32 protein-coding genes and 2 pseudogenes are annotated in these 23,913 nt (G+C 46.8%); 8 read left to right on the plus strand and 26 right to left on the minus strand.

The window, feature by feature from the left end; translation table 11 throughout:
- Window positions 1-186: 186 nt before the first annotated feature.
- Window positions 187-465, minus strand: coding sequence for a hypothetical protein (locus J0L70_RS30005; RefSeq protein ID WP_017286036.1), 279 nt, complete (start codon window positions 463-465; stop codon window positions 187-189).
- A gap of 53 nt (window positions 466-518) precedes the next feature.
- Here J0L70_RS30005 and J0L70_RS30010 point away from each other — a divergent pair, with 53 nt between their 5' ends.
- The 3 genes from J0L70_RS30010 to J0L70_RS30020 all read left to right on the plus strand — a co-directional run bounded on the left by J0L70_RS30010 (window position 519) and on the right by J0L70_RS30020 (window position 2,912).
- A complete protein-coding gene (locus J0L70_RS30010) occupies window positions 519-1,388 on the plus strand; it encodes a tRNA (5-methylaminomethyl-2-thiouridine)(34)-methyltransferase MnmD (RefSeq protein WP_287457021.1) in 870 nt (289 codons plus the stop codon).
- Between the two features lie 123 nt (window positions 1,389-1,511).
- Window positions 1,512-2,264, plus strand: a complete 753-nt coding sequence (locus J0L70_RS30015; RefSeq protein ID WP_017286034.1) for a hypothetical protein — start codon at window positions 1,512-1,514, stop codon at window positions 2,262-2,264.
- 30 nt (window positions 2,265-2,294) lie between these two features.
- On the plus strand, window positions 2,295-2,912 hold the full coding sequence (locus tag J0L70_RS30020) for a restriction endonuclease subunit R (protein WP_268182777.1): 618 nt from the start codon (window positions 2,295-2,297) through the stop codon (window positions 2,910-2,912).
- Here the strand turns inward: J0L70_RS30020 and J0L70_RS30025 are convergent.
- Both J0L70_RS30025 and J0L70_RS30030 read right to left on the minus strand, forming a co-directional pair.
- On the minus strand, window positions 2,909-3,424 hold the full coding sequence (locus J0L70_RS30025) for a RecQ family zinc-binding domain-containing protein (RefSeq protein WP_190653798.1): 516 nt from the start codon (window positions 3,422-3,424) through the stop codon (window positions 2,909-2,911). The two genes, J0L70_RS30020 and J0L70_RS30025, sit on opposite strands and share 4 nt — an antisense overlap.
- A gap of 161 nt (window positions 3,425-3,585) precedes the next feature.
- Window positions 3,586-6,249, minus strand: a complete 2,664-nt coding sequence (locus J0L70_RS30030) for a UvrD-helicase domain-containing protein (protein WP_287457023.1) — start codon at window positions 6,247-6,249, stop codon at window positions 3,586-3,588.
- Between the two features lie 396 nt (window positions 6,250-6,645).
- Here J0L70_RS30030 and J0L70_RS30035 point away from each other — a divergent pair, with 396 nt between their 5' ends.
- A complete protein-coding gene (locus tag J0L70_RS30035) occupies window positions 6,646-6,993 on the plus strand; it encodes a hypothetical protein (protein ID WP_287457024.1) in 348 nt (115 codons plus the stop codon).
- A 123-nt stretch (window positions 6,994-7,116) separates the two neighbouring features.
- Here J0L70_RS30035 and J0L70_RS30040 read toward each other — a convergent pair whose 3' ends face one another.
- From J0L70_RS30040 to J0L70_RS30100, 13 genes are all read right to left on the minus strand, one after another.
- Entirely contained in the window at window positions 7,117-7,377 is a 261-nt protein-coding gene (locus J0L70_RS30040) for a hypothetical protein (RefSeq protein WP_287457025.1), read from the minus strand.
- On the minus strand, window positions 7,377-7,622 hold the full coding sequence (locus J0L70_RS30045; RefSeq protein ID WP_287457026.1) for a hypothetical protein: 246 nt from the start codon (window positions 7,620-7,622) through the stop codon (window positions 7,377-7,379). The genes J0L70_RS30040 and J0L70_RS30045 overlap by 1 nt, the downstream gene beginning before the upstream one ends.
- Window positions 7,619-7,921 carry a hypothetical protein gene (locus J0L70_RS30050; protein WP_287457027.1) on the minus strand — a complete coding sequence of 101 codons (303 nt, stop codon included), beginning with the start codon at window positions 7,919-7,921 and terminating at the stop codon, window positions 7,619-7,621. The genes J0L70_RS30045 and J0L70_RS30050 overlap by 4 nt, the downstream gene beginning before the upstream one ends.
- A gap of 179 nt (window positions 7,922-8,100) precedes the next feature.
- On the minus strand, window positions 8,101-8,607 hold the full coding sequence (locus tag J0L70_RS30055) for a hypothetical protein (protein WP_287457028.1): 507 nt from the start codon (window positions 8,605-8,607) through the stop codon (window positions 8,101-8,103).
- Window positions 8,608-8,627: 20 nt separating this feature from the next.
- Window positions 8,628-9,251 (minus strand): hypothetical protein, encoded by a 624-nt coding sequence (locus J0L70_RS30060; protein ID WP_287457029.1) that lies wholly within the window; start codon window positions 9,249-9,251, stop codon window positions 8,628-8,630.
- A 61-nt stretch (window positions 9,252-9,312) separates the two neighbouring features.
- Window positions 9,313-9,483, minus strand: coding sequence for a hypothetical protein (locus tag J0L70_RS30065; RefSeq protein WP_287457030.1), 171 nt, complete (start codon window positions 9,481-9,483; stop codon window positions 9,313-9,315).
- Window positions 9,484-9,488: 5 nt separating this feature from the next.
- Window positions 9,489-10,001, minus strand: a complete 513-nt coding sequence (locus J0L70_RS30070; RefSeq protein WP_287457031.1) for an antirestriction protein ArdA — start codon at window positions 9,999-10,001, stop codon at window positions 9,489-9,491.
- Between the two features lie 11 nt (window positions 10,002-10,012).
- Window positions 10,013-10,291, minus strand: coding sequence for a hypothetical protein (locus tag J0L70_RS30075; RefSeq protein ID WP_287457032.1), 279 nt, complete (start codon window positions 10,289-10,291; stop codon window positions 10,013-10,015).
- Window positions 10,292-10,515: 224 nt separating this feature from the next.
- Window positions 10,516-10,824 (minus strand): hypothetical protein, encoded by a 309-nt coding sequence (locus J0L70_RS30080; RefSeq protein WP_287457034.1) that lies wholly within the window; start codon window positions 10,822-10,824, stop codon window positions 10,516-10,518.
- A gap of 159 nt (window positions 10,825-10,983) precedes the next feature.
- Entirely contained in the window at window positions 10,984-11,268 is a 285-nt protein-coding gene (locus J0L70_RS30085) for a hypothetical protein (RefSeq protein WP_287457035.1), read from the minus strand.
- Between the two features lie 248 nt (window positions 11,269-11,516).
- On the minus strand, window positions 11,517-11,717 hold the full coding sequence (locus J0L70_RS30090; protein WP_287457036.1) for a hypothetical protein: 201 nt from the start codon (window positions 11,715-11,717) through the stop codon (window positions 11,517-11,519).
- A gap of 17 nt (window positions 11,718-11,734) precedes the next feature.
- Window positions 11,735-11,947 carry a hypothetical protein gene (locus tag J0L70_RS30095; protein ID WP_287457037.1) on the minus strand — a complete coding sequence of 71 codons (213 nt, stop codon included), beginning with the start codon at window positions 11,945-11,947 and terminating at the stop codon, window positions 11,735-11,737.
- 30 nt (window positions 11,948-11,977) lie between these two features.
- A complete protein-coding gene (locus J0L70_RS30100; protein WP_287457038.1) occupies window positions 11,978-12,523 on the minus strand; it encodes a DUF1643 domain-containing protein in 546 nt (181 codons plus the stop codon).
- A 148-nt stretch (window positions 12,524-12,671) separates the two neighbouring features.
- Between J0L70_RS30100 and J0L70_RS30105 the strand changes: the two genes are divergently transcribed.
- On the plus strand, window positions 12,672-12,824 hold the full coding sequence (locus J0L70_RS30105; protein WP_287457039.1) for a hypothetical protein: 153 nt from the start codon (window positions 12,672-12,674) through the stop codon (window positions 12,822-12,824).
- 187 nt (window positions 12,825-13,011) lie between these two features.
- On the opposite strand, the gene J0L70_RS30110 is transcribed toward J0L70_RS30105, so the two are convergent.
- From J0L70_RS30110 to J0L70_RS30140, 7 genes are all read right to left on the minus strand, one after another.
- On the minus strand, window positions 13,012-13,392 hold the full coding sequence (locus J0L70_RS30110) for a thiol-activated cytolysin C-terminal domain-containing protein (protein WP_287457040.1): 381 nt from the start codon (window positions 13,390-13,392) through the stop codon (window positions 13,012-13,014).
- Between the two features lie 241 nt (window positions 13,393-13,633).
- Window positions 13,634-13,822, minus strand: coding sequence for a hypothetical protein (locus J0L70_RS30115; RefSeq protein ID WP_287457041.1), 189 nt, complete (start codon window positions 13,820-13,822; stop codon window positions 13,634-13,636).
- Between the two features lie 299 nt (window positions 13,823-14,121).
- Window positions 14,122-14,634, minus strand: coding sequence for an ATP-binding cassette domain-containing protein (locus J0L70_RS30120; protein WP_353736679.1), 513 nt, complete (start codon window positions 14,632-14,634; stop codon window positions 14,122-14,124).
- The gene (locus J0L70_RS30125; protein ID WP_353736680.1) at window positions 14,627-14,893 is read right to left on the minus strand and encodes a hypothetical protein; all 267 of its coding nucleotides are present in this window, start codon (window positions 14,891-14,893) and stop codon (window positions 14,627-14,629) included. Before J0L70_RS30125 ends, J0L70_RS30120 begins: the two co-directional genes overlap by 8 nt.
- A gap of 17 nt (window positions 14,894-14,910) precedes the next feature.
- On the minus strand, window positions 14,911-16,056 hold the full coding sequence (locus J0L70_RS30130; protein ID WP_353736681.1) for an ABC-F family ATP-binding cassette domain-containing protein: 1,146 nt from the start codon (window positions 16,054-16,056) through the stop codon (window positions 14,911-14,913).
- Window positions 16,057-16,202: 146 nt separating this feature from the next.
- Window positions 16,203-16,436: a hypothetical protein gene (locus J0L70_RS30135; RefSeq protein ID WP_287457042.1), complete on the minus strand. Its 234-nt coding sequence runs from the start codon at window positions 16,434-16,436 to the stop codon at window positions 16,203-16,205.
- Between the two features lie 77 nt (window positions 16,437-16,513).
- On the minus strand, window positions 16,514-17,119 hold the full coding sequence (locus tag J0L70_RS30140) for an SH3 domain-containing protein (RefSeq protein WP_287457043.1): 606 nt from the start codon (window positions 17,117-17,119) through the stop codon (window positions 16,514-16,516).
- 655 nt (window positions 17,120-17,774) lie between these two features.
- Between J0L70_RS30140 and J0L70_RS30145 the strand changes: the two genes are divergently transcribed.
- The 3 genes and pseudogenes from J0L70_RS30145 (at window position 17,775) to istB (ending at window position 20,451) form a co-directional block, all read left to right on the plus strand.
- Window positions 17,775-18,101: a hypothetical protein gene (locus J0L70_RS30145; protein WP_287457044.1), complete on the plus strand. Its 327-nt coding sequence runs from the start codon at window positions 17,775-17,777 to the stop codon at window positions 18,099-18,101.
- Window positions 18,102-18,218: 117 nt separating this feature from the next.
- Window positions 18,219-19,274 (plus strand): annotated as a pseudogene (gene istA / locus J0L70_RS30150) (IS21 family transposase); the annotation flags it as partial.
- A 379-nt stretch (window positions 19,275-19,653) separates the two neighbouring features.
- Window positions 19,654-20,451, plus strand: coding sequence for an IS21-like element helper ATPase IstB (gene istB, locus J0L70_RS30155; RefSeq protein ID WP_268242768.1), 798 nt, complete (start codon window positions 19,654-19,656; stop codon window positions 20,449-20,451).
- Between the two features lie 387 nt (window positions 20,452-20,838).
- Here istB and J0L70_RS30160 read toward each other — a convergent pair whose 3' ends face one another.
- From J0L70_RS30160 to J0L70_RS30175, 3 genes and pseudogenes are all read right to left on the minus strand, one after another.
- Window positions 20,839-21,138: a reverse transcriptase N-terminal domain-containing protein gene (locus J0L70_RS30160; protein ID WP_287457045.1), complete on the minus strand. Its 300-nt coding sequence runs from the start codon at window positions 21,136-21,138 to the stop codon at window positions 20,839-20,841.
- Window positions 21,139-21,572: 434 nt separating this feature from the next.
- A pseudogene (locus J0L70_RS32085) lies at window positions 21,573-22,720 on the minus strand (ISAzo13 family transposase).
- 335 nt (window positions 22,721-23,055) lie between these two features.
- Window positions 23,056-23,565 (minus strand): hypothetical protein, encoded by a 510-nt coding sequence (locus J0L70_RS30175; RefSeq protein ID WP_287457048.1) that lies wholly within the window; start codon window positions 23,563-23,565, stop codon window positions 23,056-23,058.
- Window positions 23,566-23,913: the final 348 nt, after the last annotated feature.

Genomic DNA, 23,913 nt, shown 5'->3' on the forward strand with positions numbered 1-23,913 from the left:
ATGTTTGGGCGGATTCGCGGCTATATCTCCACGCTCAAAAAGCAAGGGGTGAATGTCCTCGAAGCACTCAAGCAAGTTTTCTTGGGCAACCCGACAATGCCAACGGTGCTTCAGCCTGAGTAGTTACGAATTCAGATTTTTGAGGGTCTAAAGCCACCTATACCCACGCTAAAATCCTATAAATTCTTAGGTAGAAGCATCCTCATCTTCAGCAGCTTCTAGAGCATTCTCGGATTCTAGAGTCTCAATCAAAAATCGTTTAGCTAAACGATCGTAGACTCCTGCTCCCACAAACTGCGGAAATTTATGCGATCGACTATAGACCCAGACTAAATTCCCTTTCTCAAAAATCCGCACATCCTGAAACCACTTGCAGTCTGGCATCAGCGACTTGGCAAAGTCCAGCGCATCAATCCAGCGATCGAAGTCTCGATCGACATTTCGAGTCACAACCTTAAACACCATTCAACCTCTCACTTACAGATGCTAAAATCTAGTCTACAATTTCTGAAAGTCTCATGGATGCCTGGATTCCGCAACTGACTCAAGATGGCTCATTTACCTTCTTCTCAGAAGAATTTGGCGAAGCATTTCATAGCTATCAAGGTGCAAAAACAGAAGCATTTCAGAAATTCTCAGATGCGATCGAGCTTCATAAAACAGCAGAACAATCCACCGTCAAACTCTTAGATGTCTGCTACGGACTAGGCTACAACACAGCAGCAGCGATCGAAGTCATTCACAAAGTCAATCCAAACTGCATCATTGAAGTTTACGCTTTAGAACGAGATGCAACCGTTCCCATTGGCGCAACGCATCCCCAGCTACTCGAATACTGGTCGCCTGAAGTACAAACAATTCTCAAACAATTAGCACATAACCATGAATGTATCCAAGATGATATCAAAGCAAAATTACTGATTGGAGATGCAAGACAAACGATTCAGCACCTCTCTGATTTTCAAGCAGACGCGATTTTTTTTGATCCATTTTCTCCCCGAAAATGTCCACAATTGTGGACGATCGAGTTTTTCCAACTCGTTGCGCGCGCTTTAGCCCCAACGGGGAAGCTTGCAACCTATTCCCGATCGGCATCTGTACGCACCGCTTTGATCGCAGCAGGCTTAAAAATTGGCACGATTCCGCTTGGTGAATTACATTTACCGCATGAATGGTCACAAGGCACGATCGCGGCTTGGACAGCCGAAACCTTGCATCCTCTATCGCAAATGGAGCAAGAGCATTTAAATACCCGCGCCGCTGTGCCCTATCGCGATCGCACTTTACAAGATTCAGCCGAAGCAATCTTAGAGCGACATGCAAAAGAACAGCAATCCAACCAGAGCGAATCAACCTCAAGCTGGCGGCGGCGATGGAACATTCGATAGATTCTCTTCACTTGTTAGCTGTGTGAAAATCCATCCGAAAAGTATCCGGCAATAGCTTACACAACTTTGAAGTATGAAAAAATACAGACCAAAGTTAGACAGTTATTGAGTAGGTAACCTTCGATGTACAATCTAGCAGCTTTCACGAAGGAAGATATGAATCACTGTGCGATTAAACTTCGCAACATGGAAGAACGATCGCACAGTATGGAAGAAACCGCAAATCGTATCGTTCGATATCTGTATGAAAATCTAGTAGATCCGCGAACTGGCGAAAGTGCTTGCACTCTAGTTCGATTTTTCAAAACACATCCATACGGCGATTTAAGTCCAGACCTGCAAGAAGCAGCTCAAGCTATTTTGAAAGGTCGCTCTGTGATGCGGGCGACAAAGTGTTTGACGTTGCTTGCAACAGCAGGCGATGAACCGTACTGGAACGATCGTCAAGAATCGACTGGACATCAAGCCATTCCATTAATCGATGAAGATTTTGTCTACCGCGCACCGATGATTTTGCAATTGATTCAGCAGTTTGGACTAGAAGTAAGTGCGGTGATTGATACTGCACCCACTTTAATCACAAAAGCATCAAACAAAGCATTTAATGTGTTTTATGTTGCTGATGCAGTCGGGAGTCCTCATATTCCCGCTCAAATGCAGTTTGTACTTCCTTACAAAGTACAGTCAGTTCTAGGATTTGGAGGAATGTTACCTTCTGGAAACCTTTTTGCTGTCATTTTATTTAGTAAAGTCTCTATTCCTCTGAGTACTGCAAACCACTTCAAATGGATTTCTGCTTATGTTCGGATTGCGATCGAGAATTTCGATCGTACCAATGTGTTCGCACCCAACGCCCAACCCCTGCAAATGCGATAAAATCAGCATAATTGTTGATGCAGGAATCGTATGATCACACTGATCGCGAATGAGGTTAGTCTTGCACAGTTGCGCGATCGCTTCGGAGTTGTGCGGTCAACTGACCCTGATTTCTTCAGGGCAAAGTTAGCCTCTGTCCCAGAAATCACATCAGCAGAACAAACTGCGCTCGATCGCGTTCAGCAAAATTATCTCAGTCAACTCGAAGTACAGTCTCTGAACGAAGAAACCGTAAAAATGGTCGTGGTCTCACCACTCTTGGATCAAGCTGGATTTTATCGCTTTCCTTTCACGATCGATTCCGAAGTCAGCATCGAAATTCAAGAAACGGATGACAATGGCATGGCGCTCATTGGGCGGATCGATACGTTGATTGTTCGGAATCAGCTTTGGATTCTGGTCGTTGAGTCTAAGCGATCACGATTTTCAGTGCAAGCTGCGATTCCACAAGCATTATCTTATTTACTTGCTCGACCTCAACCAGAGCAACCCGGATATGCTTTGATGACAAATGGTGGTGAGTTTTTGTTTGTAAAATTGCTCCAGCAAGAAGCTCCAACCTACGGTTTTTCTGCAACCTATTCTCTGCTAAATCCTGGCAATGATCTTTACAAGGTTTTAGCAATCTTGAAACAGATTACCGCTTAATTTTGTTGACAGCGATCGCAGTGACCACAAGTAAAATTCAAAGCATCTTGCTCGAAGCCAAATGACCTTAAAATAAACTGCCATCGACAGTCCTTTGTCTTCAGATAGTTCTGCATCGACTGAGTAGAATTGAGGCTTGAAGCCTGTGCTAGCCTTCGCCTCGATTGAATTTGATAGTGAAATGGATCAGTCCAAACTAACTGCTGAGCACTGTAAAGCAGAGAAAGTGCGATCGCGGCTCCTTTGAACTCTCTCGACACCTGATCGACATTGCCCTGCTGCGGAAGCTTTTGAATTAACGTTTGAGCCTTCTGAATTTGATTTTGCTCTTGAGTTGCAAAGAATTGCCAACGTTGGCGATCCTCTGAATCAAGCCAGCTACTTTTGAGGAGAACTGCTGTCGCTTTTTTTCCATCTCTCCCTGCCCGCCCAATTTCTTGCACATACTCACTCATCAGAAACGGCGCATGATAATGCACCACCCAACGAGTTTCAGCTTTGTCAATGCCCATCTGACTAAACGATATCAAGTGCAAAAAAAGAGAAACTTAACAATTGGCTGGATTATTTTTTCAGAATGAAAATTAGTTTAGATAAGCCATGATACGGTCATATTATCAACAAAAAATCCCCTGCCTTGGCAGAGGATTAAAACTAGAGACGGTGATTTCTCTCAAAGCTGTTCGATCGTCGTTCCAAGCAAGTCGTAAATCTTCTGCATCTCATCCTGAGTCGCATATCGAATCGCAAATTGAATCACAGTCTTTGCACTCCAGACCTTACAAGCTCCTTCAATCACTCCTTGCTCATATTCTGAAAGCTGGCTAGTCGGATCATTCTTCTTCACAGGTGCAACCAGTTTCTCAGTCAGCTCCGCAGTCCGATCTCTAATAATCGGCTGAGCGATCGACTCGACAAGATCTCGGCTCACTTGAGGTTGAGAGATTGGCTCGGCAAGATTGCCATTGAGTTCAGATTGAGAAGGTGATTCTGGGCGATCGCCGTTCTGCTCTGACTGAGGTAAAGGCTTTTCACTCCTCTCCTCTGAACTACTCGACTTCTTCCCGATCTTCTCAGTATTGAGTTTGCGCCCACTGCGATCAACCCGTTCACTCGAAATATTTACAGTGCCTTGCTGCTCAAACTCTTTCCGCACATCTCCAACCAAAGGAGCCGAAACGCCCAAATAATCCGCAATCACCCGATCGCTGGGAATTGTCCCCGGTTGTCCCAATTCGGTCGCTAATGCCTCCAGTAGTTCGGGATCAGCAAAGATCATTTCACATTTACTCCGCTTATCTTTGCGGGTCAGTTTCAGCCCGTGGAAACGATTTGCTTGGGCAGAATAAAGTTTTGCTCTGAGTAGTCCACCAGGTCTGATCTCCGCATAGATTGATTCTTTCTGGGCCAGTCCTGCTGCTTCAGTGCGGTGATGTCCGTCGCCTGGGTAGAGCGTGCCGCTACCGTCATCAAACAGAATCGGTAGGGGTTCACGCTCCCAGTCCCACTGCTCCGCTTCCATTTGTTCGGCATAGTCGGCGATCGTCAATTCACTCCGGCGTGAAGGGAGTTGAGTACCCGTATCCAGTTTGATCAGTCCTAAATTGACCCATCGTTTAGAAACAGTGCTGGGGGGTCGATCGGCTTTCTCATAATCCACATACAGCTTGAGCCGAGGATCAGAAATTGACTGCGGTTCTGCTTCCTGAATCACTTCATCATCATCTAGCAATAGCCAATCTGGATTGCCCACAATGAACAGTTCGGACTTCGATCGAGTGAGGGCTACATAGAGTAAATTGCGTTCCTGCTCGTATTGCCAGTCCTGTTGATTCTTCCATTTCATCGGCATGTCTTCAGCCTTGTGGATAAAGATGCGCTCTCCTTCTAACCCTTTGGCGCGGTGGCAGGTTGAAAGCGTAATCGGGCTGGAATCATCGCTGAACATTGAATCGATATAGAGTGCTAAATCCTCAATGCTTTTAGCGTTCGGACGATTGGTGTAGATGGTCTGAAGCGCTTCGAGCTTGTCGGTTAGGTTGTCCTTCAGTTGTTCCTCGTTATCAAGTCCCTCATATCTGCTGAACATCGTTTGACGATAGGCTTCGATCGCTGCGTTGAATTCTGAGTAAACAAATCCCGGCATTTCTGAGATCGCGTCCAGGTCTTTCTTGATCTGATCCCCGATCGCTTTCCCTTTCACTGTGGCTTTGATACCTCTAGCAATGAGCCGGATACAGAGCGAAACAAGTGGTGCAGTCTTCCGAGAAATAACGAGATCACCCGTTTTGAGAAAGGTTTCTAGCTCATTCTCACTGCATTGAACAATCGAGCCTTGTGGAGCATTTTCACGCGCTTCAATTGGGATTGAGGGAAAGAGTCGTTGTACTAACTTGATATGTTCTGAGGGGCATCGGTAACAGGTTGAGAGCGGCAATTCGACGCACTTAGCGCGGTCTACGATTTTCTGATAGGAACGATTATCGCTACCACTAAAGCCCATGATCGCCTGATTTGGATCTCCAACGAACAATAAGCGCCCTTTCTGCCCTGCCAGCATCAAAGCGAGTTCTAACTGTGCTGCATTGAGGTCTTGGCATTCATCTACTAATACGAACTGATAAGGCTCAAACCACTTCTGAGATCCCAACTCCCACTTCACAGGCAACCAGATTTGATCGCAGTAGTCGAACGCGACTTTATTCAGCGCTTGCTCCTCACCAATTTTCAGAACAAGCTTGATTGCCTCTGCCACGATCTCAGGTCGCCACACGTCAGCAATTTCAAAATGATCACAGATCCGTCTGACTGCCGTTTCAGTTGGTTCTGAATTCGTCAGCCGGATCAGATCAACCAACGTGAGAAAGTCAGCATCTTTGTCGATCGCTCCCTCATTTCTCAGTGTTCCTTGTCCCATCGATCGAGGTGGGCTGATCAATCCCTGCTCTTGAGCAATCTTTTTGTACTTAGTTGGCTTGATCAGATTGAGCGTATTCTTGATGCTCAGTTCTTGTTTAATCAAACTCCATCCCGCACTGTGAAGCGTTGAAATCGAATCTTTCCAAGCGGTTCCAAACTTCTTGATCAAGTCCTGAGCATTGGCTTTCCCAAACACCATGATTCTGATCTCGCTGGGTTTAAATCCAAGCTGCTCTAGAACGATCGCTGCCATCTGAAGCGTAGAACTCTTTCCCGCACCTGCGACCGCATTACAGGCTGCATTTCCTTGACCCTTGACTAAATGTTCTAAAATGCCTCGCTGATAAGAACTGGGAGAATAGCCAAGCTTGTCAGAAACGATCGTAATGGCTTGATCAAGACTGAGTGAGAGTCGCATTCGAGTTTTACCTAAGAAGTTATATTTTATTATAATTAATTATAATAAAATATAATCACTCAAAACGAATTACAGTGAAAACTTGGCTCAAGATTCCGGTGAACTGTTCGGACTGGGGTGAATTTCTCGATCGATAGCTCCTTTGAAAATTGCTTCCTTCGGTCGCGTGGGAGACAGGTTTTTCTCCCAAACCCTCTTTCAAAACCAACGCAGGCGGGGCTATTTTACGCCTTCTGATCCCGTGTCAAGGGCTGCGCGAGTGCGAATAGAGGTGCTTCGCTCAGGTTTGTTGGGTCGCTCCGCTCCCGGTTTCGCACCCTTGACACTCGTTCGTCGGGTCAAGAAAGAAGAATCGCTAAAGGCGTTTTGGGGTCGCGTTGCGTTTGGTTTTTGTTTATGCTTTCTGTTCCATTTGAGTTTGTTGCGGGTTTGGCTGAGGAGTTCGGTGCGGTTGAGTGTTTCTGGCGTGAGTCGGATCGGTCGTTCACGGGCTTTGTTGCTGAGGTGTGGTTTGACTCGCTGCCTCGTGAGTTCGCGGTTCGTTGGGCGCGGGTGGTTGGCTACTCGGTTGTGGTTCGTTGTCCGTCTTCGGCTCCAGGTCGGTTCGCAGTTTCTGTGCCTTGTGTCGTTCCCTTGGGTTCGGTGTCTCTGTCTGCTGTGTCTCGCGGCTCTCGTGTGCAGTTGAGTGAGTTGTCGCTTGAGGAGTTGTTCGCTCTGGCTGAGGAGGTTGGTTCTCGCTACTAGCGTTCTGGGGGCTTCGGCTCCCTTTTTTTGCGTTACCGACCTGTCCGCCGAACACTTCACCCAACAATAAAAAATCCCCCATTTCTGGAGGACAAAGCGTTGTGTTGAACGGTCTCAAGCAAACTAATCCAATGAAGCCATAATTTCTTTACTCTGAGCGATAATTTGCTGAAGATGCTCACGAACAGTTTGATCAACACTGGGATTTTTGTACTTGGTCACATCCAGTTCGAGGAATGCGAGGAGATTATCAATCTGTTTCTGAATGAGTTTCGATCGCCCAAAGACATCGCCATATTCCCAACTCTGCTCAGGTTCTTCACCTGCTTCATACACTGGCGAATAGGGAAAATTGGGATCGTACTGTTCGAGTAAGTCGCTCATCATTCCTCTGCATTACTCAATTGCCACAATTCCGCTGCTAATTTCGTATTCACAAAACTAAGAATCTGATTGAGTTCCATGAGATCAGTCATTTCAGCTTCTTCGTCAGGGGTTAAGGATCGATTCTTCCGGTCTGTGAGAAGACTCTCTAATCGTTCCTGTAAGCGATCGCTGAACTGAAAATGTCTCGCCTTCTCATTTGGATCAAACTGAACATCGTTGTAGAGATGAGCTGAACAGGTCATAAATCTTCTATCTCATAACAGGCTAATTGAAATCGGCATTGAACCGCAGCCGCTAACATGATCAGCGTATCAGCCGTGCATGAGCCAGCGTTAAAGGCACGTTCAATTTGAGGTCTACGGTTTATGGCTGTAGCGTTCTTATCCTTCTCACTTCCATGTTCGCGAGCGATCGCTACATATTCTCGCACTAAATTTGGTAGCCATTTCTCACCCCATTTTTTCTGGGCACGTTGCTGAATCCGCTCTAGAATTGCGCTACACGTCATAATCTCCAAGTTTTCAGCCAAACTCATCAGCATAAGATTCTAACTAAAATTAGTATTATTGAGCATCGTACATTTGTTTCAGTCCGCTGGTGAGTCTCATTTCTCGGTTCCTTTTTGAATGGTTGCCGCTCCCAAGCCGCGAGGCTTACCTTCTCATTGAGCGAATCGGTCGCTATCGCTCCCAAGGCACTCAACGAGAAGGTCAAAACCAATTAGCGATCGTAGAGATAAAGTCCTAGACCAAATTTTGCAGCCGCACGACGAAACGCCATACTCTCGGCATTCGAGGAAGGATCACCATAGGCAAGCTCTTTCAGTTCAGTGACCGGGCGATCATGCTCATCTCTCAGTGGTCGTCGGTTAGGCTTTTCACCGATCCAAATCTCTTTCTCATCTTTCAAGCGTTCGGTTCCAGTTGCCTCTCGATACACTAGCCCTTCAGCACAGGTGATCGATAAGCGACCCACTATAAAGATGCGATCGCTCGTTGTTTCGATCTTCATAATTGCCCAAGTCCATCCAGGCGCGTATTTATCTAGGATTTTGCTTGCCGTGTGCCAAGAAATGTATTCGATCGGCTTTCCACCTTGGCTTCTCGTCTCTAGCATCGAATTTGGCAGAGGTCGAGAAAGTGCAGCGATGATCTGACTGAGTGACCATTCTCCAATCGTGCTCGGAGGCGATAGTTTTTCTGACCCATTTTGTGTTGTGGCTACCATGTCGCTTACTGTAAATGTTGTCAGTGGATTTCGTCTTCTATTGGGTTGATCTTCTGAGTCCAGATCAGCAACTCTTCTGCTTCTTCAGGTGAAAGTCCTTGAATAAACACTCTTACGGTTACAGGTGCGTCGATGTACCAGCATTCCGCCGTTGCTTGAACTTTAATCACTCTCTGGTCTGCTCTGCATGGAAAATCTCGCCACACTTTTGACTGTTCATGCTGAGCATCCCTCGCACCTAAAGCATTTCTGAGATTGATTGCAACACACTGCTCTTTCCAGCGCTGTTCTCGGTAAATGTTTCTGGTTCTCAGAAGCTTCGTTCTCTCTTCTAAATAGCGAGGCAATAGCCTCGTACTGATTTCATGAGCGATCGCTTCTGCCTCTCGATTCATTGAAACGGTGATTGTTGGGAGCAAATCCCTCGATCTCTGTGAAGTGTAGGCTGTTAAATCATCACCTTCATAGTCGTAATGACCTACGAAAATGAGGCGATCTTTCATCTTGATTCTGCTGTCTGTCAAAATTTCCAGTCCATAGCCTTCTGGGTGGAGAAGCAATCTAGGCTTAGCGATTTCCCAGAGTTCACCCAATGCTTGAGCAATCTCTCGAATTTTTGAATCGATCAGATTTTGTGAATTCATACTGTCATTGTTGTTTCTGTTGCGAGGGGCAGATTTAGCGGTACTGCCCAAACCGAGAGATTTAGAGATCTAGAAGCTCTTTGCCCTTCTCTTCCCAAGCCAAAAGCTTGAGTTCAAAATTTTCCGGGTGCTGCGACTCATACCAACGAGACGGAGTGAGTAAGCAGTTTTCGCGATCGATAGGGCAACATTTACCGATCAGCGTTGTGATCGAATAGTTTTTAGGGTTCATCGTCGCTATATTGTGTAAACGTGAATCTGTTCGTATCCTTCCTTGTGGGCATGGTACAAACTGATAAAGGCATCATTCGCGATCGCTTCCCAATTGATGTACTGATCGAGCGTTGCCGAATCAAAAACCTGGATCTTTTCTGCTGCCTCTGCAATTTGCAAATGCTCCTCACAGAATGCAGCTTCAGATTTGTAGCAACCGATGTAGTAATCAGGAAACTCATCAATCTCAGCATCATCGCCAAAATACGCGAAGTAGCCTTTGATTGGTTCTTCTCCATGCTCATGAATAAGTGCAGCAACTTGACAAAGTTTTTCGAGGTCGGAACTCTTGACCTCAGCAAAACCCTCATACGCATCAATCCGCCATTCTTCGCCTTCTGAGTCCTTAAGCAGTGCATCGATCGCGAATTGCACATCATCAGGCTCAATCCCTTCATAGAAATCGACCCATACGCCACGCAAGTGACCGTTATTGTAGGCAGCTAGATCAGCAAAATAAACTCTAGGTGTTGACATTGTTCTAGCTCCTAAAACGGGACTTGTTCGACATAGAGATCGCAGGTTGGATCGAAAGCGTCTCGCTGTGGGTGCAAGTATCGGTAGACATCTCCCCCGCACCATTCGCGCTGTCGTTTTGCGACGCAGTAGCCGACATTTGGAATGTCGAGATAGATACGAGTAACAACGAAGTGTTTACACTGCCCACAGGTCGGTGTAAAAAGTCCTTGGGGTGCGGCGGGTAGATCTTCTTCAGTGGGAAAATGTCGATCGGCAAAATGCCCGTGAGTAAAACTGTAATCAGACATAAAATGGAGACTCCATCGTTAGTGGTGGATGCCCTCGCTGCAATGTTTCTCAGGCAATCAGCGAGGGTTTTGAGTTGAAAGAGTAAGCAGTTTCTCGACTTGCTCAGGTCTAGGATTGCGCCTACTTCGTGCCTGTCCCGTTGCACTGGCGGGTAACTTTCGTTAGATGCCCTTCGCGTCTTACATCCGGCGGGTAGTTTATCGACTTGCCCAGGTCACCAGACCTAAACCTTCTGTGCAATCTCTAGTAAGAATGTCTCGATCCCGTTGAACTCCCACAGCTTGACCTCATGAGGCGTAGAGAGTCGCTTACTGGGGCGAAGAAGCGCTTTAGCATCAGGGAAAAGCTCACGAAGTCGAACAATAAAACGCTGTGCTGAAAGCTCACTCTTAAAGCCGACATAAGCCGTTTGCACTTTCGCCAGCCGTCCACCTTTGCCGGGACGTTTCAGAACTCGCGTGATCACTTGAACGCGATCGCATAGCCTGACCTGTGCGTAACCATCTTTGAGCAGTTGAACGGAAACTTTCATCGCTAAAACCAAATCTCTATACTTATGATTATACTATTTTTAGTATATTAATATACTAAAAATAGTATAAAAAGAATGAAGTTTAGATGAAGGATTCCGATACAAAAAAAGCCCTCCCAAAGCTGGAAGGGGAGCGGGTACGCTGCCTAAGCTCACGAGCTAGAACTGAAGGGAATTAGCTGGATGAGCAGAACCACCGCCCCCAGTCGGAAACTTAGAAAGAACCGCAGCAACCGCAGGCGGAACGCTCAGAAACACAGCCACACCAGGCGGAAAACTGCGCCACTGCGCGACAGGAGCGATGCCTAAGACAGAAACACCATCAGAAGCACACCAATCAGCGAAGCCCATCGGCGCAACGGTCGGGAAGAAGAGAATAAAGCGATCGCTGCCACGCGAGACAACCCAGCTAGGGGAGAAGGGAAAGAGTAAAGACAACTGCATAAAATCTAATAAACCGACATCTCAATTATACTAAAAATAGTATAAAAAGGCTATAGGGTACGCGAACCGTCACAACAACTGTCACAACCCTGCTCTCCCTTTCTCTTTTCTCTCTCTTCTCACTCTCCCTTTCGAGACAGCTACTCAAGTCGAATCAGCCAAGCGGAGAGAGCGCCCCAAGAGTGGCAAATAGCATGGCTGTAGCGGAGCGCTATGCTAAATTTGCCCGATGGCGCGAACGTAGCGTGTTAAAGGTCAGAGCTTTCACTGGGTCGGAAGTGTTGAAGTTCAGATCGATCGTGATTCGAGGTGGAGCGAGACTCGATCGGCAAATTCTTGGCGCTGGCGAATGCCGAAGGCAAATGAGCCTGCGCGAGTCTGAGCAAATAGCTGGCGCGTCTTAGCGCTAGCGGCAAGTCTCCACCGACCCGCGAGCAATTTAGAGTCACCTGCTAATCTCCTGCACTCAGTTCGAGCAATTTTCGCGATCGCTTATCAAATTTCCAAAGTGAAGCAGTTCTGAGCCAAGATGAAACGCGATCGCGCTATGAGAAATTTCCCGGCTGATAGCCTTGGATTGATCGTCGATCGCATTTTCCCGCCCGTGCAAAGCACAGGCTAATTGGTAAAGGCACAGAGCCAGCCGCTTTGCGCTGTCCCCGTGCGAGGCAAAAGGCATTCATGTTAGACCTTAATCCAAGTACAACCCTCAAAACGGAATCGGTTTTAGTGTTTGTGGTAGATAGAGCGGATGCCAGGGCATTCCTAGCTTAGTTAGCCTTAAGCAATGAAGATTTGGAAGCATCTTTTTAACATAAATGTGTCGATTGTGATGGGTTCCATGATTGCCCCATGCAGCCACGACAATTCCTGCTCTTGCCGCGTACTCAAGTAGATATTTGTCATTTTCTAAACCGATTGGATCGGCTGAGGCAATCATATCTTTTGGATCTGTTGCTCGGTACGCGAACAAATTTGTCATACAAAGACCCGAATAACCCCAATCTTTCGCGAATTTGATGCAACGACGAATCGTAGGGTCATCCTGTGTTTCATCCGCCGTAGATGGATTCAAACCAACGAACAGGGCGTAATTAGAACTCCAATCATTCGCCCACCTCCGCCACAGAACATAGCGATATTTGCGACAAGGAGAAAATATCGCATCACTAGATAGTGTTTCAACAGCAGAAAGAGATGGGAACTGATTCATGAAACGACTGCCCGAATTCGACATTGGAATCAGCATACCCATAAAAACTAGGGCAGCAAAGCGTACTGGAGAAGGTCACAAAAGCAGCAAATTCGTTAGAAATTTTCTCTCCTCACCTACGGCACTCCTTCTTTTCCATCGCGTAGCCTCTCCACGCTATAACAGTCTTATCAAGTAGGAGAAATTGATCATGCAGCCCCAAGCTGAACACCTCACACCCGAAGCTGCTCAAGCTCTGATGGCAACTCTTCCAGAAAAGATTAGATTAAGGCTGCTGACTTGTGCTGCTCAGCTTGGCTATCCCGTTGAAGCGGTGATCGAAATGGCGGAAAGCTTCGCTTAGCCGAAGGCAACGCTGGATTCTTGGACGAAGATGCGGTGAACTTCCCTAGCTGTAATCCGGTAGGGGTGGATTTTGGTAGACCGGATATTCGGAAAAGCGCTTAGTGAACAGTTCGCCGGACAAACTGAACAAAAGCCACAACCGCGATGGATTGTGGCTTGTTTGATGAGATAGCGCAACTTTTTGACTAGAAATCAGCCGTACAGTCGCGTGACCACTCTCCTCTGAAGATTGTGCCGAATGTCTTAAAGCAGCTTCCATTATTAGCAGGTTGGTTGAAAATTTCTCGTCTCGGCTCCCAGAACAACCCGGTTTGCATTTGACCTCGAACTGTAATGTTTTGGCTTCCAAGTGGCAATGTTACGGTTCGTTTGCTACCAACTACGAGTCCAGGAACTTTGAAGTCTTTGCGTTGTCCATTGATGCTATAGGTAATCTGGTAGTCGGCAACATATCCACCTTGATTAAAGACGGTGACTCTAGGAGCAGAGGCAGCGATCGCAGACATCGAGATTGCGGGGACGGTTGCAAGCATTAAAGCAGAGGCGGAAATGAGTTGACGTAGCATGTTGTTTCTCCTGGGCTTTTCAGTGGTTTCGAGCTTCTGAGGAGATACACGTTCGCAAGTTTGGGTTTATGCAGGGTTGCTAAAAAATACTGTGAAACATTTGAAGGATAAATGTTGCAAAGAGAGCAAGTGAGTTTGGAGAACAGTTCACAAAACGGGGTGAAAGCCACATTTCATAAGAATCTGTGGCTTTTTCAAGTGCAAGAATCACCAGACCCGCAGAATGGATCATGAGTTTGCACTAATCATCTTTCGCCACTTTGATCAACTCAATCAGTAAGTAGAGAAAAACGCAACCGAGAAAAACCGTTACGACTGTCCCACCCTGCTCAATGAGTTTGATCATTGTAGGGTTGGTCAAATCGATCGTAGAAGTTACAGGCACTTCTACGATTGCTGAAACTGACTGAACTGATTTAGAATTTGACATGAGAAAGTTACCTCCTTTTGGTGGCTTAATTGATCGATTAAAGGCAGCTACAGGGGGTTCTAAGTCTCGTAGCTGCTTTTGTTATGTATAGCATCCGATATGTAATCCTTCGCTTTCCCCTAACCCATAAAAATCAACTTCACTTTTTTGTTAAGAATCACTTAATGGGTTGATTTGCTTCTTAAATCTTGCCGGGAAAACTACTCAGAAAACCCAGCGATTTGTAATCAATTGTTGGGTTGATCCAAATCGTTTTCTCGAATTCTAACGATTTGAATATTAGCGGTTTTTTCTGGAAATTACGCGCTTCTTTGAGCTTTTTTCGCTTTTTCCTTTTCTTTCTGCTTGGTGCATTTTTCGGCAGCTTTTGCTTCTTTTTCAGCATCGATCGCCGCTAATCTGACTTTCTCTTTCTCTTCAGAGATTTTATCCAGGTAATAGTGGTAATCGCCCCGGTACAAGCGGAGTTCGCCGTCTCGAATCTCGACAATTTTGTTGGCAGTTCGAGAGATAAAGTAGCGATCGTGCAACACAATAACGACACTGCCCTCATAATTTTGAATCGCTTCTTCTAACATTTCTTTAGCCGGAATATCTAAGTGATTGGTTGGCTCATCCAGAATCAGCAAATTAGCGGGTTTGAGCAGCATTTTTGCTAATGCCAACCGCGCCTTTTCTCCTCCGCTGAGTGATTCGACTTTTTTGAAAACGGTATCACTACTAAACAGAAATCGTCCTAAATGTGTGCGAACTTCCTCATTTCTCCAGTCTGGGACTTCATCGTGAATCGTATCGGCAACGGTTTTATTCAAATTTTTCCGCCGACATCGCAGGCTTTTTATCGTAAGTCAGCACCATCGGACTCGGAACTAACTCACGATCTTCTCCTGAGAAAGGCTTCTCTAACCCCCCGTTGAAAAAGTAAGTCACATGAGCATACTTCTCAGTTTCAGCCGTGTGCAGTTGCCGCAATCTATGAGGCGAGATCACTTCTCCTAAAATTTTGTTGAAGTTTTGCGCCTCAAATGCGACCTTGACGGAAAGTGAAGGACCGTATTGGGTAAACGTCACAAATGCGAGCGGAGGGATCAGGGTTCTCTCAAATCCATTAAATGCAGGATCAACAAATACCTGCTTTTATTCAAATCCAGCGCTTCCGCCTGATTTTGCTCGAAATAACTGGGAATCACGTTGTGATCCCCTAACTTAATAGTGCCTTCAACGGGCTGTTCGCTTCCAGTCATGAGATGCAGCAGGGTTGATTTCCCGGCTCCGTTGGGCCCCAGAATGGCAATATGATCCCCACGTTCAATCAGCAACTCTGCGCCTAAGAACAGAATTTTGTCGCCATACATATGCGTGAGATCTTCAATGATCACCACTTCACGTCCGCTGCGGGGAGCAGGCGGAAACCGAAAATGTAGCGTTCTCACATCAGAATCGGGCGCTTCGATCCGCTCGATTTTATCGAGTTGTTTTTCGCGGCTCTTTGCCTGCGTGCTGCGAGTGGCACTGGCCCGAAAGCGATCGACAAATGCCTGTTGTTTCTCCAACTCTTTCTGCTGCCGCTCAAAGGCGCTCATTTGTGCGTCTCGCTGTTCCTGCTTCTGCTGCAAGTAAGCAGAGTAATTGCCGAGATACGTAGTCGATACACCGCGCTCAGTTTCCACGATTTGGGTGCAGAGTCGATCGAGAAATTCCCGGTCGTGCGACACAATCACCATTGGAGTAGAAAGGTCTTTGAGATAGTTTTCTAACCATTCGATCGTTTCTAAGTCCAAATGGTTGGTCGGCTCGTCAAGGAGTAAGAGATCAGGCGATTGGAGGAGAATCTTGCCCAAACTCATCCGCATCTGCCAGCCGCCACTGAACGCGCTAACTAAACGATCGCCATCATCGGGATCGAATCCCATTTCAGGCAGAATTTTCTCAATCCGAGTTTCTAGCCCATACCCATCCATCGCCTCGAATTGTCGTTGCAGCTTGTCCATTTCCCAACAACTTATCCAGTTCTTCTGGGGTTGCGGTTTTGCACTTTTGCCAACACTTCTGCGTTTCGTTAGCTGCACTAAACGCCCGCTCAAATTCTTCTCGAACGGTACGAGTAGATCAATTTCAGATTCTTGAGTCAACTCAGCAATATGCAACCTCAATGGAAGAATTAATTCGTCATCAGTCGGCTCAATTTTCCCAGCGATAATCTTGAGTTGCACCGATTTGTCTGCACTATTCACACACTCAACGCGATCTCCAGGTTTAACTTCTCAGTCAATATCCCTCAGGACTTCGCCAGTGGGTTAGATCTTACTGACGTGTTCGAGGCGCAAGCAGATGCAGCCCCATCCGGACGAGAATAAGCGGATTATGCACTGCAATGTCATTATTTGATGGGTTCGCCATCTTCTAGCGTGTACAGATCCGGTTCATCGTGCCAAAAATCAAACGATCCACCCTGTTCAGCAAGTTGCATTAATTCCAAAGTGGAAGGTTCATGGATTGATGCCCATAGCTTCTCTTCTAACAAGACTTGCTCAGCAGGAGAGAGCGATCGAATCGCCTGGACAAGAGATTCGACCAATTGAACGTTAATATTGTTCTCACTGCCTGATTGCATATAGCTCTGAACAAGGATTTGACGTAATAAGCGTATGGTAACTCAATGCTAGATTTCTCCAAAATTGAGAGCGATCGCTATTTATAACAAGCAGGTGCAGCCCCACCCGGACGAGAATAAGCTGATCTTCGCCCACAGCTTCGACCTCGTTTATCGGTATCGTAAGGACATTCACAACTTCCAGACACAGGTTCTCGAAGTGGGGTCAGCCCTTCAGAAGTGGGAGAAGGTGAGACGGCTGGTGATGATCGTTCTGTTGAACTCTTTCCAGCGATCGCGACAAATTGACCATTCACCCAACCTATTGCCCCAGATGGGAATTTGACTTGATACCAGGTCTGACCGTCATCGCCTTGTTTCTCGCCCAAAACTTGAACGACATCGCCCACAACTCCATAATGCTGAGCAGTCGATCGAGGACTTGCATCTTCACGGACATTGATTTGAGCGTTTGGATCTTGAGCGGTGAGTGTTGCTTGAGCGCTTAAGGATGGAACGGTCGGACTCGGTTTCTCGATCGAGGGAGTCGGGGAAGGGGTAACAGGCGTTGGAAGTGATGAGGGAGATGCGGAAGGTGAGGGAGCGGTAGTTTCACTAGCCGAAGGCAACGCGGTATTTTGGGACGGAGCAGAACAGGCAACCAGGAAAAATAAAATTGGGAGCGACCAGATTGAGGGCTTCATGCTGGCAAATTGAAAACGTCAAGCTTCAGCTAACAGTAATATTCCTCACTCTTCATCTATCCGTAGAGACAGCCCGGATCTTGCCTCTTTTTTCGCTTCAATCAGCTTCTGAATATCTGTCTCATCCTGAAAAAATACTGATTCTGCATAGCCAAACCTTAAGGTTTAATAGTTTCTTTATATACCTCTGAACCTGCAAGTATTACTTAATTCTTTTCCTCCAGGTAACTATGTAGTTGTCGCAGTAACCCACTTGCCAATAAAACTGAAAAATTTAAGATGTAATTGAGCTAGAAAATTCATCACCTGAATCTTAAAACCTAGCTCCTTCACAGTTCACCAAACAGGGCATCGCCATCTAGAACACTGTTAGAGACAAGTAGACTGCCACTCCTAAATGCGTCTACGAAACTAACTCACTTGAGTTACGAGCAAAGAGCTAGCAGTGTAAAGACAAGTGCAATTCTTGATGACGAGATAAGGCAAGACGCAAACAATTCGTTATCTCTGCCTAACCTAGCCTTCACGGAGCTGCAATTTTCAGCATACTCAGATTCTTGGCTTGAAATAAAAATGTAGCCTGCTGTAAGGCAAGCAACTTCTTCAGTTGAGTTGCTAAATGCTACAAGCATAGTTTTTGATTGGAGAACCGAAGATGTTGAATTTCCAAGAAGAAGTTTTAGAAGCTAACACCGCAAGAGCAGACATTTTACGTTCTACTAAAGTTGCAAGAGCCACTTTGGATGGGGGACCTTTAATGTCACCATTTTACGACCCTGACCCCACCGCTGTTATTCATGCGGCGCAAGACTTCACAGTATCAGTTACAACTGTCTCCAAAGAGCTTTATACCAAATACCGGGAGGAATACTATGGCGCGACAATTGTATTGGCTCAACTGACAATTACGTTGCCCACCCCAAATTTTCCAAATAAGAGAACACCTTCTCATTTGCAAACCGGATCAGATCGAGCAGCTTGATTCAGCAATCTTGATCCAACGAGATCTTCAAAGAAAAGACACTAGGATGCGTCCAAACTTGCAATTCGAGACTTCCTAGTGCCCGTATCAATAAAATATCAACAGGTTCAACTGTACATGAACGCGAAACAATCGGGACATTCCCGACAAACCTCGGCAGCCAAAGCTGGGATTTCAAGACGTACCGCCCAGCGGATTGAAAATGGGACGCATCGACCCAAACGCGGACGACCGAGAGATTGGAAAACCCGCAAAGACCCACTCGATGGGCATTGGGAAGCAGACTTGCTGCCGATGCTAGAACGAGAACCTCGCCTACACCCCATCACGTTGTTTGAAACGCTGCAAGAGTTATATCCCGGACAATATGACGACAAACTGAGAACCGTAGAACGACGGGTCAAAGATTGGAAAGCTCAACACGGGAAACCGAAAGAAGTGATGTTCAAGATTCAGCATTCTCCGGGAGTCCTAGGACTGTCTGACTTTACGCACCTCAAGGGTGTCACCGTAACAGTCAGAGGACAAGCGTTTCAGCACATTTTGTATCACTATCGACTGGCGTTTAGTGGGTGGCAATATGTGCAGGTAATTCAGGGTGGGGAGAGCTTTGTGGGCTTATCCCAAGGCTTACAAAATGTGCTGTTTGCCTGTGGAGGAGTGCCCCAGCAACATCGCACCGATAGTCTCAGTGCGGCATATCGCAACACGGGTAGCCGCAATCCGCAATTGACGCAAATGTATGCCGCGATCTGTGACCACTACCGGATGCAACCGACTCGAAACAACCCAGGCGTGGCTCATGAAAACGGTTCCATCGAGTCGTCTCATGGGTACTTCAAACGCCGATTGTGTCAGGCGCTGTACCGTCGAGGCAGCTTTGATTTTGAGAGTGTCGCTCAGTATCAGGCGTTCATCGAATCAGTGATAGCAAAGCTCAATGCCAAGTGCCAGCAAAAATTTGAGTTGGAACGTTCCACTTTGCAAAGCTTACCGCAATATCGGACGGCGGATTATGAGGTTTTAAGTAGTCGAGTCAGTGCCCACAGTACCATCAGTGTGCGTTGCATTCTTTACAGTGTGCCGTCTCGACTGATTGGGCAGCAACTGACATTACATCTCTATCACGACCAGATTGCGGGCTTTGTCGGCACGACTCAAGTCGTTGTGTTGCCTCGTCTTCATGTCCATGGCAGTGCAACGATTCGACGGGCGCGCTGCATCAACTATCGCCATATCGTCGAGAGTCTGCGTCGAAAACCCAGAGCATTTCTGCACTGCCAATGGCAGGAAGACTTACTGCCCGATGCCGACTGGCGCGAACTCTGGCAACAGATGAAACGCGGCACTGATCCCGATACTGCTGCTCGTTGGATGGTTGAGGCCTTGTACATTGCAGCCACTCAAGACCGAGAAGTCGAAGTGGCGAACTATCTCAAAACTGAGCTTGCAGCCGGTACATTCACCCTCTCTCGTCTCCAACATCGATTCAATCTGATGAAATCCCTACCTGTTCCCGAAGTTGCTTCAATGCAACACGCACTATCGAGCTATGACCAACTCTTCCAAACACAGAAACAATCCCCAGTCCCAGTTGAGTCCCTACCAAACCCTGACGACGGTGCTCAAACGCCTCAAGTTGAGCCACTTCCTGTCCGATTGGCAGACGGTCGAACATCAAGCCACTCAGGAGAATTGGAGCTACGCTCAATTCCTCTTAGCACTCGCCGAAGGGGAAGCCTCCCGTCGCGACCAGGCTCGGATTGCCCGCGCGCTCACCGAAGCGCAATTGCCTTGCGGAAAATCCTGGTCTAATTTTGAGTTCGCTCATGTTCCTAGTCTCAATCCGGCAGTGGTGATGCAATTTGCCGAATCGACCAGTTGGTTGCAAACTGCCTCCAATATCCTCATCTTTGGACCGAGTGGAACTGGGAAAACACATGTCAGTTCGGCACTAGGGCGTTCCATGATAGAGTTGGGCAAATGGGTGAAGTTCCTGCCTGCCACCACGCTCGTTCAGCAACTTCAGCAAGCAAAACTACAACTGCAATTACCTGCTTTTCTTGTCAAACTCGATAAGTACGATCTGCTGATCATTGACGACTTGGGCTATGTCAAAAAGTCAGAGGCGGAAACCTCGGTGCTGTTTGAGTTGATTGCTCATCGCTATGAACGGCGCAGTCTACTGATTACAGCCAATCAACCTTTCAGCCAGTGGGATAGCATCTTTACGGACTCGATGATGACGGTCGCTGCCATAGATCGCTTAGTCCATCACGCGACCATTCTCGAAATGCAAGCCGAGAGTTTTCGCAAACAAGCCGCAATCTCACGCACTCACACGACTTAATTCAGCACTCGTATCCTGAACTCACTTTACCTTGAGGCTCTGCTTAAAAGTGCAGAAGTTCTTCCGTCCAGCCTGGATTTCAACGATTCAGTTTGACAATTTGTGCTGCTTTTTTGTCCCTGTACTACTCAGCTTGAGTCCATCTTCAGTCCATCCGAGTAGTACAGCATTTTTAGTTGTCGTTTGGAAACGTGATCATCTACACCTTACTTTCAACTTGGATGCGAACACTACCTGATTCCATTGATTTGAAGTTGAATTTTGTAGCAAAAAGGAGGAGAAAATTGATGCTCTAAATGTGCCAATGTAATTGACGGGAGACACTAGTCTCAAATCAATCTCATTCTTGATCTCGATGTCGGTCTAAAAGTTAATCTCGATACTGGACTATGTAATTGTCACTTGGCCAATATGATTGTCACCCAACAGTTCTTCAAAGCTAAGGAGCGCTTTGCCGTCAATTCCCGCTGTTTTCTTACCAGCATTGAGTTGAGTGACTTGCCGGATAGCAAGCAATCTTGCAGCTTGAGATCTCAGGATCAGTTTCTGAAGGAACCGTGCTTTCCGCTTGTCCCCGTTCATAACTGCTTTGAACACGCGACATTGTAGGCGAAATAAGTTACGGCGGAATTTCTTCCACGGTAAATTCTTCCATAATTCGCTCGTATTGCTACTGCGTCCAATCATGCTCTACTCCGTTTGGTGTTTTCTGAATGCCTCAAGGCAATTACGCCTTGTCCTACCCGAATCCAAGGAGTTAATCCACTCGTCTGGTCTACTGTGGATTCGACCTTCCACAGACCCTAGATTCGTTTTTATTCGTTCCTCTCAAAAGATAGTTGTCCCGGTTAGGTGGAGCCACTTCAACTGTCAGAACCCCTGACTCATGCCGCTATCGTAGAAAAAATGCGGCGGGATACTAATCTCTGACAACCTCGGGCTTAGGATTGCGTCCGGGTCTTGATAAGTTGCTTTTCTAGGCTCTGTTTCACCGTTCGGAACTCTCTGTTAGCCGCAGTGTCGCTTGCAATTAGCGTCTGATTCAGCCCTGTTCCCAGCTTTGACCTCCCGAATTCCGAGTCGGGTCATCATGGGCAGTTAGGCGACTTCTTCCAATGACTTTACCCATTAAGTGGTCGAATTAAGATATCCCATTTCGGTAGGTCTGGATTGCGTTCTAATCTGCACTCAACCTCACGCATCTCAACTTTGGAAAGTGCAATGCCTTTTGGATCAGGGTTGGTGTTCAACGCCACGATGGGATGAATGCCTTTCCAAGTCATACTTTCTGCCCAAGCGAGCATCGTTTGCACCGTGGTCAGTTGAGTTCCATTCCAGTGCTGTTCGAGGATGCCCCAACAGCGTTCAATGGGATTGTACTTGCTATGGTAGGGCGGATAGTAGAGCAGTTGAATGGATATGCCAATCTGGTCTGCAAATTCGACCATGCGGTTGAGAAACTGAGTGCGAATCCCACTACTCTCTGGTCCATTATCGACTTTGAGTTGCAAGCGTTCGGTCAGTCTCTGTTGCTTGAGGGTCAAGCGACTCCACCAATCTTGAAGGGTATCGACGATGAAATCACTGGTTTTATGCGAACTGCCAAAGTAGAGATGCAGTTGTCCACTATCTTCATCCACAATCCCACAAGGAATGTACGTTTCCTCGCATCCCATATCGTGGTCAAGTGCTTGAGGATTGCCTCTGGTTTGCCCGCCACGAGAATACTTGCCAATGTTCACCGTGGCTTTGCAATCCAGACTCAATCGTTTGATGCTACCGTTTTCACTTTTGCGATCTTTAGCTTTGATGTTGTCGAAGATCGCATCGGTTTCGGGCAGTTTTTTTGGGGAATGGCTTTGACCACGGGCTTCAATCGATAACCCATCCGATTCAAGATCACTGCCATCGTGCTGGGTGCAGGCAATTGCTCCTCCCCAAACCCTTGTTCTCGCAGTTGAGCAATCGCCGCTTGTGCCGTTAATCGCGTGTAAGCAATCGTCGTCTTAAACGTCGGGTCTTGTTGAGCGTCATCTTCCGCGATCTGCTGCAACGCTGAAGCAACTTCGGGATACTTTTCTTCCCAGCGTTTCGCCCCACTATTGCCTACTTGCGCGCTGATACACACCAGTCCAGTGCGACGTTCCCCTAGCCCAGTTTCCACATTCACTCGTCCCCAGCCAAACACTCGCTCTGCAATGCGGGCGCTTCCCTCGCAATATTTCAGCGCCATCTCTGCCTGAAAGCTCCGTCGTTCTGCCCCACGCATTTTGGACGCTGCTAATCGAAGATCCTCAACCTGATAGGCAGTGACGATGGGGTCTTGTGTGCGCTCATCGATTCTGTCCACCCGATTGTTCCTAGATTTCTGAGAGAATGAGGACTATTCTAAAGCCTGGGTAAATCTTTTAACAGAAGCCGCCTAAGCATCCAGAAAGTTATACAGAAAAGACAACTATCACACTATTTTCATAATCAGCAAAATTATATTTGGTTGAGCCTGATAGCAGGCAATCTCCCCCTTCCTCTACTCCCCCACTGACAAAATCTTATCCATCAAGCAGAATTTTTATTGAGTGATTTTTAGCTCAAGACTTCTTCTGATTATCGATTGAGAAGCAGAAGAGAAATAGTGCCGCTGTAAACCTCAGACTTTTGTGGCGGAGTAGACTCGTACTGCACCAACAAGTTCTGTGTTTCGCTGACTACGATATTAGTTCCAGCATGGTTTTCAAGGTTCGAGGTTGCTGATGGCTGAACGCTCGTTGGTTCTGCACCGGGCTTCACGAGAATGACTTGAACAGGAATAGTTTTACCCTCCGCATTTGTTAGGATACTCGCCGTTACTTTGAGGTCATATTCCTGCTCACTATTGGTTGAAATCGCTAATTGAGCGACTTGTTGCATTTGCTGGTCAGCTAGAGAGATATTGCTAAGCACTTGCACTGAGCTGATTGGAGTTGAGGTCGCAACGAGCTTGAGAGCTGGCTCCACGGTACCTGAGAGCTGAATCTCAGTCATTGTTCCTGCAACAGCTTTTGGGCTAAAAACTCCCGTAGTTGCTAGGAGCAAGTTAGATATCACGATCGCGGAGCCAATCCAGTTTTTCACCACAGTCTTATTTCCCTTCAGCATCAGAAGACAACATCAAGACATAGCACTTCAATGAAGGCACGATCACTGAGACTCTCATGCTCGGGTTTCGGGAAGAACCTCAAGCTCTATGACCGTTTGATCATCAGTGCTATATCGTTGTCGTATTTCTAATGTAAACAAATTGGAGCTCTTCAGCTTCCGAAATAAGCAGGATTCGTATGTAATGTTTTGGATAAGCTTCTACGTATTCTCAGTATTTCTTACAGCTTGGCCCTTCAGTAGATCAACATCCAGATTGATACTTACTCTGCTCCAATCATCTACTAGCCTGCTGCGACCGCTTTGATGAACGACTGAATACTCGTT

It is taken from the genome of Leptolyngbya sp. UWPOB_LEPTO1 (genome assembly GCF_017302695.1).
Classification (GTDB): domain Bacteria; phylum Cyanobacteriota; class Cyanobacteriia; order Leptolyngbyales; family Leptolyngbyaceae; genus Leptolyngbya; species Leptolyngbya boryana.